This is a genomic window from Streptomyces sp. AHU1 (assembly GCF_045343905.1).
GTDB lineage: Bacteria > Actinomycetota > Actinomycetes > Streptomycetales > Streptomycetaceae > Streptomyces > Streptomyces triticiradicis.
This window is the reverse complement of the sequence record NZ_CP174283.1, coordinates 7,288,110-7,301,614: the sequence shown is the minus strand read 5'-3', so window position 1 is coordinate 7,301,614 and position 13,505 is coordinate 7,288,110. Positions and strand designations below refer to the sequence as shown.

At 71.3% G+C, this 13,505-nt stretch carries 9 protein-coding genes and 1 tRNA gene; 4 read left to right on the top strand and 6 right to left on the bottom strand.

From position 1 onward, the window contains the following. The first annotated feature begins 223 nt into the window (after positions 1–223). The gene (locus ACICHK_RS32345) at positions 224–1,105 is read left to right on the top strand and encodes an ABC transporter substrate-binding protein (protein ID WP_406839654.1); all 882 of its coding nucleotides are present in this window, start codon (positions 224–226) and stop codon (positions 1,103–1,105) included. 54 nt (positions 1,106–1,159) lie between these two features. On the opposite strand, the gene ACICHK_RS32340 is transcribed toward ACICHK_RS32345, so the two are convergent. Together ACICHK_RS32340 and ACICHK_RS32335 are read right to left on the bottom strand one after the other, a co-directional pair. Further along, a complete protein-coding gene (locus tag ACICHK_RS32340; protein WP_406839653.1) occupies positions 1,160–3,958 on the bottom strand; it encodes a SpoIIE family protein phosphatase in 2,799 nt (932 codons plus the stop codon). A gap of 112 nt (positions 3,959–4,070) precedes the next feature. Next, on the bottom strand, positions 4,071–4,865 hold the full coding sequence (locus ACICHK_RS32335) for an SGNH/GDSL hydrolase family protein (protein WP_406839652.1): 795 nt from the start codon (positions 4,863–4,865) through the stop codon (positions 4,071–4,073). 274 nt (positions 4,866–5,139) lie between these two features. Here ACICHK_RS32335 and ACICHK_RS32330 point away from each other — a divergent pair, with 274 nt between their 5' ends. After that, positions 5,140–6,372, top strand: a complete 1,233-nt coding sequence (locus ACICHK_RS32330; RefSeq protein WP_406839651.1) for an Ig-like domain-containing protein — start codon at positions 5,140–5,142, stop codon at positions 6,370–6,372. A 223-nt stretch (positions 6,373–6,595) separates the two neighbouring features. Here the strand turns inward: ACICHK_RS32330 and ACICHK_RS32325 are convergent. Next, a tRNA-Leu gene (locus ACICHK_RS32325) sits at positions 6,596–6,680 on the bottom strand. 142 nt (positions 6,681–6,822) lie between these two features. Between ACICHK_RS32325 and ACICHK_RS32320 the strand changes: the two genes are divergently transcribed. Then, on the top strand, positions 6,823–8,157 hold the full coding sequence (locus ACICHK_RS32320; RefSeq protein ID WP_406839650.1) for a DUF2254 domain-containing protein: 1,335 nt from the start codon (positions 6,823–6,825) through the stop codon (positions 8,155–8,157). A gap of 79 nt (positions 8,158–8,236) precedes the next feature. Here the strand turns inward: ACICHK_RS32320 and ACICHK_RS32315 are convergent, their stop codons facing one another. The 3 genes from ACICHK_RS32315 to sucC all read right to left on the bottom strand — a co-directional run bounded on the left by ACICHK_RS32315 (position 8,237) and on the right by sucC (position 12,106). Further along, positions 8,237–9,835, bottom strand: a complete 1,599-nt coding sequence (locus ACICHK_RS32315) for an aldehyde dehydrogenase family protein (RefSeq protein WP_406839649.1) — start codon at positions 9,833–9,835, stop codon at positions 8,237–8,239. Between the two features lie 190 nt (positions 9,836–10,025). Beyond that, positions 10,026–10,964 carry a succinate--CoA ligase subunit alpha gene (gene sucD / locus ACICHK_RS32310; protein ID WP_151472994.1) on the bottom strand — a complete coding sequence of 313 codons (939 nt, stop codon included), beginning with the start codon at positions 10,962–10,964 and terminating at the stop codon, positions 10,026–10,028. Positions 10,965–10,975: 11 nt separating this feature from the next. Further along, positions 10,976–12,106, bottom strand: coding sequence for an ADP-forming succinate--CoA ligase subunit beta (sucC, locus tag ACICHK_RS32305; protein ID WP_151472995.1), 1,131 nt, complete (start codon positions 12,104–12,106; stop codon positions 10,976–10,978). Positions 12,107–12,272: 166 nt separating this feature from the next. On the opposite strand from sucC, the gene frc reads away from it, so the two are divergent. Further along, the gene (gene frc / locus ACICHK_RS32300) at positions 12,273–13,505 is read left to right on the top strand and encodes a formyl-CoA transferase (RefSeq protein ID WP_406839648.1); all 1,233 of its coding nucleotides are present in this window, start codon (positions 12,273–12,275) and stop codon (positions 13,503–13,505) included.

Sequence of the window (13,505 nt, the reverse complement as noted above, 5' to 3'; positions counted from 1 at the left end):
GGAGAACCGCCCTCCCGACGCCGGACGACGGCTCGGCACACCGACGGCCCGGCGGTGACGTCGAGGACGATGCCGCGGAAGCGGCCACCGCACATGCCGGCGGCATCTGAACGGCACGCCCCCGGAAAGACACCCCGGAGTCCTCCCTCGTGGCTCCGGCAGTCCTATGGCCTGGGGTGATTTATGGTGACTCAAGGAGTACGCCCCTACCGGAGGTGCAATGATGCGCGCCGCGGCAGCGATCGTCTCTCTGGCTGTCAGCGTGGCGCTCATCGTCGCGACATCGGCTTGTGACGAGGACGCCTCGAAGTCGTCGAAGGTCCACTACGGCGACTGCGACGTCTCGGGACACCGTGGGGAGTTCCACCTGTCCCCCATGACGGCGGATGCCCTCACGGTGAAGACGACCCTGCCCGCGCCCGGCTGGTGGAACGGCGGCGACACACCGGACTCCATCAAGAGCGGCTACGAGTACTGCATGGCCGCCAACATCGCCTACCGGTCCGGACTCGACCGGGTGAAGGTGGAGAACGCCCCCTTCCCGGAGGTCGTCTCCGGGAAGACCGAGGACTTCGACCTGGCCCTGGCGCAGATCACGATCACCCCGGAGCGGAGCAAGGTCGCCGCCTTCTCCCCGCCCTACCTCTCCTCGACCCTGGGAGTGCTGATCAGGGACGACGAGAAGATCGACGAGAGCAACATCCGGGACGTCCGCATCGGAGTGGCCGAGGGCACCACGGGCGAGGAGTTCGTCAGGAACCGCCTCAAGCCGACCAAGCCCGTCACCGCCTTCCCCAACGACCCGGACATGGTCACGGCGCTGGAGAAGGGGCAGATCGACGCCGTCGTGCACGACACGACGATCCTGCTGGCGTACCCCCAGAAGCGGGAGGGCAGGGTGCGGATCGTGGGCCAGTACAGGACCGACCAGGGTTACGGCGCCCTGTACCCGAAGGGGTCGTCGAACAAGAAGGAGCTGGACCGGGTCATCAAGCAGCTGATCGACGACGGGACCCTCGCCAAGCTGTCGGCCGTCTATCTCGGGTCCGCCTTCGGCCAGGACCCGGCCAAGATCCCGTACTTCACCGTCGACGACGGTTCCTGAACACCCCGGGCGCGCTCCGGGGCGGGCAGCGGTCCGGTTCCCGTCCGTCCCGCTTCACAGGTCCATGTCCATGTCCAGGTCCAGGTCCAGGTCCGCCAGCAGGAGACCGCTCAGGTCCCCGGCGGCTCCGGCGTCGAGCGCCTGCTCGGCCCAGATGATCTTTCCTCGGTCGGTGTACCGGGTCCCCCAGCGGCGGGACATCTGCGCGACGAGGAACAGACCTCGGCCCCCCTCGTCGGTGATGGCCGCGCGGCGCAGGTGCGGGGAGGTGCTGGTGCCGTCGGCGACCTCGCAGAACAGGCTGTCGCGGTCGCGCAGCAGCCGCAGACCGATGGGGCTCCCTCCGTACCGGATGGCGTTCGTCACCAGTTCGCTGAGGATCAGCTCCATCGTGAAGGCGGCCTCGCCGAGCCCCCAGGCCTCCAGCCTGCGGGTGGCCTCGGCGCGGATCCCGGAGACGGCCGCGGGGTCGTCGGGCACCTCCCACTCCGCGACCTGGTCCGGGTCGAGCAGCCGGGTGCGTGCGACGAGCAGGGCGACGTCGTCGCTCGACCTGGTGCGCAGCATCGCGTCGAGCACCGCCCGGCACGTTTCGTCCGGGGCGGCGCCGTCCGTATGGGCGAGTGCCTCCTTCAGCATGTCGAGGCCGGCGTCGATGTCCCGGCCGCGGGCCTCGACCAGGCCGTCGGTGTAGAGGACCAGCCGGCTGTCGGCGGCCAGCACGAGTTCCGCCGTCTCGACCGGCAGGCCTCCTCCCACGCCCAGTGGCGGGGAGACGGGGATGTCGGGGAAGGTCACGGAGCCGTCGGGGGAGACCAGCGCCGGACCGGGATGACCGGCCCGGGCGAGAACGCACCGGCCGGAGACGGGGTCGTAGACCGCGTACAGGCAGGTGGCCCCGGTGACGGCCTCGGCCGCCGCGTCCTCGTCGATCCGGGCGATCAGGTCGTCCAGGTGCCCGAGGATCTCGTCCGGGGGCAGGTCGAGGGCGGCGAAGTTGTGCACCGCCGTCCTCAGGCGGCCCATCGTCGCGGCGGCGTGCAGTCCGTGTCCGACGACGTCGCCGACCACCAGGGCCACCCGGGCACCCGGCAGCGGGATGACGTCGTACCAGTCACCGCCCACTCCCGCCTGGGCGGGCAGGTACCGGTGTCCGACCTCCAGGGCGGACAGTTCGGGGAGCACGCCGGGCAGCAGGCTGCGCTGGAGGGTGACGGCCGTGATGTGCTCGCGGGTGTAGCGGCGCGCGTTGTCGATGCACACGGCCGCCCGGGCGGCGAGCTCCTCGGCGGGGGACAGGTCGTCCAGCTCGAAGGGGGGCTGCTCCGAGCGCCAGAACTCCACGACCCCCAGCAACTGGCCGCGCGCCCGGAGCGGCACCGAGATCATGGAGTGGATGCCGTATTCGACGACCTCCCGGGCCCGCTCCGGGTCCTGGGTCCGCCACCCGTCGGCCGTGGCGAGTTCGGCCACCAGGACCGGCCGGCCGGTGGTCATGCCGAGGGTCACGGGGTTCTCGGGCACGTAGTGCATGCGCGTCCCGACGGAACGGAGGGGCGCGTCGTCCCGGATGCCCTCGACCGCCGTGCGGTGCATCTCCATGCTCTCCCCCCTCGGTTCGCCACCGCGCAGCACGGGCTCCACCAGTTCGACGGTGGCGAAGTCGGCGAAGCGCGGGACCGCCACCTCGGTCAGTTCCTCGGCGGTGCGCTTCACGTCGAGGGTGGTGCCGATCCGCGTGCTGGCCTCGTAGAGCAGTCGCAGGCGCCCGCCCGCCACGTCCGCCCGGCCCGCGAGGGCGCGCAGCTCCGTGGTGTCCCGCAGGGTGGCCACGCTGCCCCCCTTCGCGCCGACCGGCCGCACGTTGACCGCGAGCAGGACGTCCCCGGCCAGGAAGACCTGGTCCGTGGCCTCCCGGCCCGATCCCAGCAGCCCGGCCAGGTCCGGGCTCAGCCCGAGTCCGGTGACCGGCCTGCCCTCGGCCTCCGGCGGCAGGGCGAGCAGCCGCCTCGCCTCGTCGTTGACCAGCAGCAGCCGTCCGTCACCGTCCAGGATGAGCACGCCTTCACGGACCGCGTGCAGCACCGCGTCGTGGTGCTCGTACATGCGGGTCATCTCCACCGGCCCCAGGCCCCCGGTCTGGCGCCGCAGACGCCCGCTGACCAGGGCCGCGCCTCCCGCGGCCAACACCAGCGCGACACCGCCGGCGGCGAAGATCACCGGCAGTTGGTGCTGCACCGCGCTGGTCACCTTGTCCACCGTGACCCCCACGGTGACGAGGCCGACGGCGTCCCCCTTCTCGTCGAAGACGGCCACCGTCGAGTCGACCGCCTTGCCCAGACTGCTGTCGAACGTGGTCTGGTGGGGCTCGCCCCCGAGCGCCGCGCCGTAGGAGGTGGAGACGTGCTTCCCGATCTGGTCCGGGTCCGGGTGGGTCCACCGGAAGCCGTAGGGGCTCAGTGCGACCACGTAGTCGACGCCGGTCTTCTTGCGCACCACCTCGGCGTGCGGCTGGAGTGCCGCCGTCGGGTTCTTGCTCTGCATCGCCTCCGCGGTGCCCGGGGCGTTCGCGAACGTCTCGGCCACAGCCAGGGACCGGTCGCCGGCCTCCTGGATCGCGCGGTTGCGGTCCTGGATCACGAGCGCCACCACGGCGGTGGCGATGAGCAGCAGGACGACCACCAGTTGCAGCAGGAAGACCTGACCGGCGACGCTGCGCGGAGTCAGCCGCGACCAGGCACGCCGGCCGGTCGACCGGCGATGGGCCTTCGGACCGGCTTTCGCCGGTCCGGCCTTCGGCGGCACGCGGTCACCCCGTCGGCCAATCGGGACGTATCGCCCAAGTTTGCCCATTTTCTCAGTATCAGTGACCTGCCCGGCGGGCGCGGCCCAGGATGGACCGGCCCCCGGGTCCCAGGCCCCGGAGGTCCGGGGACGAGCCGGGCCGGCCCGCCCCCGGGGGAGGTCAGCTGTTGGCGTTGAGGACGGGGTAGTAGCCACTGGCGTGGCCGGTGGCGGTGGGGTGGTACGACTCCCAGCCCGGCGAGACCACCAGGGAGTGCAGCCAGTCGTCGCCGGAGCACAGCTCATGGCCGCCGAACGCGGTGCGGACGTCTCCGAAGACGAAGCCGTGGGCGGCGGCACGAGCGGCGATGACGCCGTCGATGACGTCCGAAGCCTCGTCGATCTTGCTGTGCTTGGTGGCGCTCAGGCCGACGCAGAAGACGTCGAGCGTATACATGTGCGGATAGCCGAGAACGACCACCTTGGCGTTGGGCGCCTTGGCGCGGATGGCGTCGTAGGTGGCGTCCAGGCGGGCGGGGAGCGTGTTCCGGGCGTAGTTCTCGGCCGTGTTCACGCGGTTGACGCAGTCGGCGTCCGAGCCGGTCACGCAGGTCGTCATGACGTCCGAGAAGCCGGCGTCGTTGCCGCCGATCGTGAGGGAGACGAGGCCGGTGGAGGAGTTCAGGGGAGCGAGCTGGCTGTTCGTCACGTCCGTGGTGACCGCGCCCGAGCAGGAGGTGTCGGCGAACGAGGACGGTGCGTGGGCGTTCTTCCACAGGTAGGGGTAGGCACTGAGGCTGCGGTGGCAGCCTCCGCTCGAACTGTCGTAGTTCCCCGCGCCGTTGCCGGCCGAGTACGAGTCACCCAGTGCGACGTAGGCCGGTCCGGCGGCGTGCGCAGGACCGGCCAGCACCAGGCCGGACATCATCGCGAGACCGAAGGCGACAAGGGTGGATCTCAGTTTGACGCGTCTCACAGGACCTCCCTGAGCGGGAAAGCTGGCCCTCATTTGGTACAACCGGCAACCACTTTACGGAAGTGTTCATGTCAAAACTGTTTCCGTATTCAACATCACGTTTGACGTCACGGAAACACGCGCGGGCGGCAGGTCAGGGCTCACGCCGCGGCGTGAAACCCACCACAAACACCCCACAAAGGCAGACAAATAGACAAAGATGCTTCTTTGGGGCCGATCGACCTCTCGGCGACCGGCTCCAGGGATCCACCGACCAGCGGCATGGGAGAAGCGTTTGATCACGGCACGCAAGCGACGCATCGGGCTGACGGCCACGGCCGGCGCACTCGCACTCACGGCGCTCGGCGGTACCAGCTACGCGGCGACCAACGACACCGCGACTCCCCCAGGACCACAGGCCCAGGCGGATCCGACGACTCAGGCGGACGACCAGGACGCCTCCGACGCCCGAATAAAGATCGCGCCCGGGGACGGGGTCCACGGCGTCGGGATCGACGGCTCCGTGAACGTCACCGTCAGCGACGGCAGGCTCACCAAGGTGACCATGACCGCCGTCGCGACCGGCACCGAGGTTCCGGGCACCCTGTCGGCGGACGGCACGTCCTGGAAGCCGAACGGCCCGCTGAAGCAGGCCACCCGGTACCAGATCGCCGCGGAGGCCGTGGACGCGAAGGGCCGCTCCGCGACCGAGAACGCCGCGATCTCCACGGTCTCCCCGGCCAACGACCTCCTCGGGCACCTCTCCCCCCAGAACGGCTCGACCGTCGGCGTGGGCATGCCGGTGAGCTTCACCTTCGACAAGGCGATCGCCGACAAGGCCGCCGTGGAGTCGAAGATCCAGGTCAGCTCCAGCAGCGGCCAGCAGGTCGTCGGCCACTGGCTCAACGGCAGCCGTCTGGACTTCCGCCCCGAGAACTACTGGAAGCCCGGCTCCACCGTCACCGTCAAGGTCGGCCTCGACGGCGTCCAGCAGACGGCCACGTTCAAGATCGGCCGGAGCCAGATCAGCACCGTCGACGCGAAGACGAAGCAGATGACCGTCGTGCGGAACGGCAAGACGATCAAGACCATCCCGATCTCGTCCGGCAGCGCGGAGCACCCGACGTACAACGGCCGGATGGTCATCTCCGAGAAGTTCCGGCACATCCGCATGAACGGCGCGACCGTCGGCCTCACGGAGAAGGACGGCAAGCCCTCGTACGACATCGAGGCCGTACCGCACGCCATGCGCCTCACCGACTCGGGCACGTTCATCCACGGCAACTACTGGGGTGCCGACTCGGTCTTCGGCAAGGTCAACACCAGCCACGGATGCGTCGGCCTGAAGGACGTCAGGAACGCCGGCGACGCCAAGCAGCCCGCCGCCTGGTTCTTCGACAACTCGATGGTCGGCGACGTCGTGGTCGTCAAGAACTCCGCGGACAAGACCACGGTGGCTCCGGGCAACGGCTTCGGCGACTGGAACATGCCGTGGAGCGAGTGGGTCTCGGGCGGCACGTCCGGCTGAGGCCGCGCCCCTCACGCGATCGCTCGCGCGCGTGAAACCGCGCCCCTGACCCGCGCCCCTGCCGTCGGGGGCGGCCGGCACACCGCCGGCCGCCCCCGACGGCACCGGGGAAGCCCGGACGGACCTCGCCCAGGAGAGCCCCTTCGGCCCCGGGCGGTCGCGAAAACGCCACGAGGACCTCGACCGTCAGGTCGGGGTCCTCGTCGTGTACCGCTGTCAGAAGTGTCCGAGGGGGGACTTGAACCCCCACGCCCGATAAAGGGCACTAGCACCTCAAGCTAGCGCGTCTGCCATTCCGCCACCCGGACAAGGTGTCTGCCGCCTGGCCGGGGGTGTTCCCCGCGGCGACATGGACAACAATACCAAGGTTTCGGAGTGCCTTTCACCTGCGTATCCGGGCCCCCGGAGCGGGTCCGCGGAGCGTGGTGGGGGTGCGCCTACAGTCTCACCATGGGTGACTGGATGACTACCGGTGGTCTGCGCGAAGGGCGGCTGCCGCGGGCGCTGTCGCCGTGGCGGGAGCACCTGCGGGACACGTTCTGGTTCGCGCCCACCGCGGCCATGGTGCTGGTGTTCGTGGTGTGGGCGGTGGCGACCGAGATCGACACCGCGATCGTCGACGCGCTGCGCGCGGAGCGCGACTACGACACCCTCGACGACATGCTGGGGCTGGCCGACGACGCGAAGGCCGTGGTGACCGTGGTCAGCTCGGCGATGATGACCTTCATCGGCGTGGTCTTCAGCATCTCGCTGGTCGCCGTGCAGATGGCGAGCGGGCAGTTCAGTCCGCGCGTGGTGCGGATCTTCGTCCGGAGCCGGATCACCAAGGCCACCTTCGCCGTGTTCCTCTCCACGTTCCTGCTGTCCCTGCTGGTCCTGACCTCGTACGAGGGACATGCCGAGGCGCGGTACGTGACCTCGATCCCGCTGGTCCAGTCGGTCCTGACGCTCACGATGCTGGGACTGAGCCTCCTGCTCTTCGTGCTGTACGTGAACCAGACCCTGCGGCTCATGCGCATCAGCCATGTCATCGACCGCATCACCCGCGAGGCGTTCAAGGCCGTCGCGCGCATGCCCGTGGGCCGCTCGACCGGCGAGGAGGAGGCGGCGCTCGGGCCCGAGACCGCCCGGGTCGTCCACCACGGGCGGGCCGGGATCCTGCGGGACGTCGACATCGCCCGGCTGGTGCGGGCGGCCCGGCAGGAGGGTGTCGTGCTGCGGCTGCTCCCGCGGATCGGGGACTTCGTCGTACCGGGCACGCCGCTGTTCGCCGTGCACGGAGGTCCCGCACCGGCGGGGCGGTCGCTGAGCCGCGCCGTGTCCGTCGGGGTGGACCGCACCTTCCACCAGGACTTCGCGTTCGGGCTGCGCCAACTGTCCGACATCGGGCTGCGGGCGCTGTCGGCCGCGATCAACGACCCGACCACGGCCGTGCAGGCGATCGACCGCATCGTGCAGTTCCTGGCCGCCGTCGCCGGCCGGCCGCTCGACCCGGCGCTCCATCGCGACCGGCGCGGGAACGTGCGGCTGGTGCAGCCCGTACCGGGGTGGACGGAGCTGGTCGACCTCGGGTTCGCGGAGATCCGGGGCTGCGCGGTGGGCACCCCGCAGGTCACCCGGCGGCTCGTCGCGGGGTTCGACGACCTCGCCGCGATCGCTCCCGCCGACCGGCGCGAGCCGCTGCTCCGGCACCGGGCGCTCCTCGTCGAGGCCGTGGAACGCTCGGTGTCCGAGGCCTCGGACCGCGCCTTCGCCCTGCGGCCGGACCGGCAGGGCATCGGCTGACCGGCCGGACATCGGCTGACCGGCCTGCTCACGGGTCCACCGGGCTCACGGGGCCGCCCGGCTCATGGGGCCGCCCGGCTCACGGCATCAGGTGGTAGTCCGGGAAGTTCCCCGGCAGCCGCTCCCCTGCCGGGCCCTGGGTCACGGCCCGGACCAGGAGTTCGCCGCCCACGAACGCTCCGCGCCACGACGCCCCGAAGCCACCGAACAGTTCGTCGCGGTCGCCCCGGGAGCGGGGCCTGCCGTGGCCGACCTTGAACGCGCGGATCTGGGGGGCCAGCCGGGCGTACGTCGCCTCGTCGTCCGTGGACAGCGTGGCGACCAGCGCGCCGTTCGACGCGTTCATCGCGGCGAGCAGTTCGGCCTCGGTGTCGACCAGGACGATGGTGTCGACCGGGCCGAAGGGTTCCGCGTGGTGCAGCGGTGAGGAGGGGGGCGGATTGAGGAGCGTGACGGGCCGGACGTACGCCGTCGTGTCCTGGCCGGGCAGGAAGCGGGCGTCGGACGGCTTGCCCCGGTACAGCGGGACGGCGCCCCGGTCGATGGCCTCGGTGACCTGGTCGTCCAGTTCCTTGGCCTTGGCCGCGTTGATGACCGGGCCGAAGTCCAGCGCGGGGTGGGGGTCGTCGGGGTGCTCGACGGCGAGCGGATGGCCGGTGCGCAGGGTGCGGACGGCCGGGAGGTAGGCGGCGAGGAAGTCGTCGAACAGCGTCCGCTGGACGACGAAGCGCGGGTAGGCGGTGCAGCGCTGCTTGCCGTAGTCGAAGAGCTTGGGGATCACCGCCGTCAGCGCGTCCCAGTCGGTGTGGTTCCAGACGCCCCAGGTGTTGAGCCCCTCCTGTTCGAGGACATGGCGCTTGCCCAGGTCGGCGACGGCGGTGGCCACGGCGGCGCCGGTGTCCCGGCCGCCGACGAAGGAGACGCAGCCGATCTCGGGCGCGCGCACGAGCGCCTCCGACAGCTCGCCCCCGCTGCCGCTGACCAGGGTGAGGGGGACGCCTTCGCGTACGGCGAGCGCCGAGGCCAGGGTGAGACAGGCGACCCCGCCGTCGGTCGGGGTCTTGGCGATGACCGCGTTGCCCGCCAGCGCCTGCACGAGCATCGCGTGGACGAGGACGCTCATCGGGTAGTTCCAGCTGGCGATGTTGGAGACGGGCCCGTCGAGCGGGGTCCGGCCCTCCACCATGGGCTCGATGCCGTCGACGTACCAGCGCACGCCGTCGATCGCGCGGTCCACGTCGGCCCGGGCCTGCCGCCAGGGCTTGCCGATCTCCCAGACCAGCAGGAGGGCGAGCAGCTCACGGTGTTCGGCGAGGGCGTCGAGGGCCGCCGCCACGCGGGCCCGGCGTTCGGCGAGGGGCACGTGGCGCCAGGCGCGGTGCTGGTCGAGCGCGGCGCGGACGGCGCTCTTGGCGGTGGCGCCGTCGAGCCGAGGGGGTCCCGCGACGGGGCCGCCGTCGACGGGGCTGGTGGCGGGCAGTGCCCGGCCGTCCGGCCGCCAGCCGGAGTTCCAGAGGTTGAGCACCCGGTCGTCGCGGAACGCCTCGGGGGCGACGGCGAGGCAGCGGCGCCAGGCGTCGGCCCAGGACGTGCCGGACTTGAGGACGAGGGGGGTGGGAGTGCGGGGGCCGGGGCGGGGTGGCGCGGGTTCGGGAGGGGTGGGGCCGGGGGTCGTCATGCGTGTCTCCGCTCTCGGTGCACGGTCGGGGGCGGGGAGCCCGGGTCCTGCCGGACGGCAGGCCGCACGGGCCGGCGCGAACGGTCGTCACGTGCGTGCCGCACAGGCCGGCGCGAACGGCCGCCGCGAACGGTCGTCACGCGCGTGAGGAACGCAGGGAGGTCCGGCGGCTTCCGGAAGCGACCTCGCATCAACTATGGGTGACATCACTCGGGACTGCCCGCTCCGCCAGCCGTGCCAGGACCAGCCGTGCCGTCTCGGCCGGGGTCTCGCCGACCCGCACCCCGGCCGCCTCCAGGGCCTTCTTCTTGGCCCGGGCGGTGCCCGAGGAGCCGGAGACGATGGCGCCGGCGTGCCCCATGGTCCGGCCCTCGGGGGCGGTGAACCCGGCGATGTAGCCGACGACGGGCTTGGTGACGTGATCGCGTACGTACGCGGCGGCCCGCTCCTCGGCGTCGCCTCCGATCTCCCCGATGAGGACGATCAGCTCGGTGGCGGGGTCCTCCTCGAAGGCCGCCAGACAGTCGATGTGGGAGGTGCCGACGACGGGGTCCCCGCCGATGCCCACGCAGGTCGAGAAGCCGATGTCCTTCAGTTCGTGCATGAGCTGGTAGGTGAGGGTGCCGGACTTGGAGACCAGGCCGATCGGTCCGGGTCCGGTGATGTCGGCGGGGACGATGCCCGCGTTCGACCGTCCGGGGGAGATGACGCCGGGGCAGTTGGGGCCGATGACGCGGGTGCCCCGGGCGGCGGCGTGCGCGCAGAGGGCGACGGAGTCGTGGACGGGGACGCCCTCGGTGATGACGACGGCGAGCGCGATCCCGGCGTCGGCGGCCTCCCGCACGGCCGCGCGGGTGAAGGGGGGCGGCACGAACACGACGCTCACGTCGGCCCCCGTCGCCTCGATCCCCTCGCGCACCGACCCGAAGACGGGGACGGTGCGCGGGGCGCCTCCCCGGCCCCCGGGGCCGGCGACGTCGAACTCCACGTCCAGGCCGGCCTTGCGCGGATTGACGCCGCCGACGACGTCGGTGCCGGCGGCGAGCATGCGCCGGGTGTGCCGCATGCCCTCGGCGCCGGTCATGCCCTGGACGAGGACCTTGGACTCCTCGGTGAGAAAGACGGCCATGTCCCGCTCCTTCAGCTGATGTGGGCCAGTCGGGCGGCGAGACGGGCGGCGTCGTCCATGGTGGCGGCCTGGTGCACCAGGGGGTGCGCCCTCTCGCCGAGGACGGCGCGCCCCCGGGCCGCGTTGTTGCCGTCGAGGCGGACCACGAGCGGCTTGGTCGGCCGTACGGCGTCCAGGGCCGCGACGATGCCGTCGGCGACCGCGTCGCAGGCGGTGATGCCGCCGAAGACGTTGACGAGGACGGACCGCACGTCGGGGTCGGACAGGACGACGGACAGTCCGTCGGACATGATCCGCGCGGAGGCTCCGCCGCCGATGTCGAGGAAGTTGGCGGGGCGGGCACCGCTGCCGGCGACGACGTCGAGCGTCGACATCACGAGGCCCGCGCCGTTGCCGACGACCCCGACCTCGCCGTCCAGTTTCACGTAGTTGAGGCCCTTGGCGGCGGCCGCGGCTTCCAGCGGGTCGTCGTGCTCGGTCCTCCGTTCCGCCCGACGCGCCCGGCGGAAGCGGGCGTTGTCGTCGAGGGTGACCTTGCCGTCCAGGGCCACGAGCTGCCCCCGGGCGGTGCGGACGAGGGGGTTCACCTCGACGAGGAGGGCGTCCTCGCGCGTGAGCACCTGCCAGAGCCGCACGAGGATGTCGGCGGTCCGCGGCGGCAGTCCGGCCGCCCGGACGATCTCGGCGGCCTTCCGCGGGGTGACGCCCTCCGCAGGGTCGACGGGGACGCGCGCCACCGCCTCCGGCCGGGACGCGGCCACCTCCTCGATCTCGGTGCCGCCCTCGGCGGAGGCGATCGCGAGGAAGCGTCCGGCGGCGCGGTCGAGGACGTACGAGACGTAGAACTCGCTCTCGATGTCGACGGGTTGGGCGAGCATGACGGTGCGGACCGGGTGGCCCTTGATGTTCATGGAGAGGATCTCGCGTGCCGTGCGTTCGGCGGCGGCGGGGTCCTCGGCCGGCCGCACCCCGCCCGCCTTGCCCCGTCCGCCGGTCTTGACCTGGGCCTTGACTACGACCCGGCCGCCGAGCCGGCGGGCGATGTCGCGCGCGGCGCCGGGCGAGTCGGTGACCTCGGCGCGCGGCACCGGGATGCCGTGTTCCTCGAAGAGCTGCCGCGCCTGATGTTCGTACAGGTCCACGTTCCGGCTCCTGTCCTGAAAGTGGTGCACGACCCCTGGACATCACCCATCGGATGCGGGATAACAATCTTCATACAGTATTCGTCGACTGTATGCAATGTGCCGAACCTGGCCCACCGCCGGCTCCACCGGGGCGGCTCAAGGCAACGGACAAGTGAGGTGACCTGTGACGACCAAGGCTCTCGAAGGCATCCGGGTCCTGGACATGACGCACGTTCAGTCCGGTCCCTCGGCGACCCAGTTGATGGCATGGCTCGGCGCCGACGTGGTCAAGCTCGAGGCGCCGGCCGGCGACATCACCCGCACCCAGCTGCGGGACGTCCCGGACGCCGATTCCCTCTACTTCACCATGCTCAACAGCAACAAGCGCAGCATCACCCTCAACACCAAGACCGAGCGCGGCAAACAGCTCCTGACCGAGCTGATCCGCCGCTCCGACGTCATGGTGGAGAACTTCGGCCCCGGAGCGATCGACCGCATGGGCTTCACCTGGGACCGCATCCGCGAGATCAACCCGCGGATCGTCTACGCCTCCATCAAGGGCTTCGGGGACGGCCCCTACACCGACTTCAAGGCGTACGAGGTGGTCGCGCAGGCCATGGGGGGCTCCATGGCCACCACCGGGTTCGAGGACGGCCCGCCCCTGGCCACCGGCGCCCAGATCGGCGACTCCGGCACCGGCGTCCACGCCGTCGCCGCCGTCCTGGCCGCGCTGCTCCAGCGCACCCGCACCGGACGCGGCCAGCGCGTCAACGTGGCCATGCAGCACGCCGTCCTCAACCTGTGCCGGGTCAAGCTGCGCGACCAGCAGCGCCTGGCCCACGGGCCGCTCGCCGAGTACCCCAACGAGGACTTCGGCGACGAGGTCCCGCGCTCGGGCAACGCCTCCGGCGGCGGTCAGCCCGGCTGGGCCGTCAAGTGTGCGCCCGGCGGCCCCAACGACTACGTCTACGTCATCGTCCAGCCCGCCGGCTGGAAGCCGATCACCCGGCTGATCGGCCGCCCCGAACTGGCCGACGACCCCGGCTGGTCCACCCCGGGGGCCCGGCTGCCGAGGCTCACCAAGATGTTCCAGCTCATCGAGGAATGGACCACCACCCTGCCCAAGTGGCAGGTGCTGGAACAGCTCAACGCCGAGAACATCCCGTGCGGACCGATCCTGTCCACCAAGGAGATCATCGAGGACGCCTCGCTCGTGGCCGACGGCATGGTCGTCGAGGTCGAGCACCCCGAGCGCGGCTCCTACGTCACCGTCGGCAGCCCGCTCAAACTCTCCGACTCCCCCGTCGACATCACCGCCTCCCCGCTGCTCGGCGAGCACAACGAGGAGATCTACATCGGCGAACTCGGCCTCGGAGACGAGGAACTGCGGCTTCTCAAGCAGGGTGGGGTGATCTGA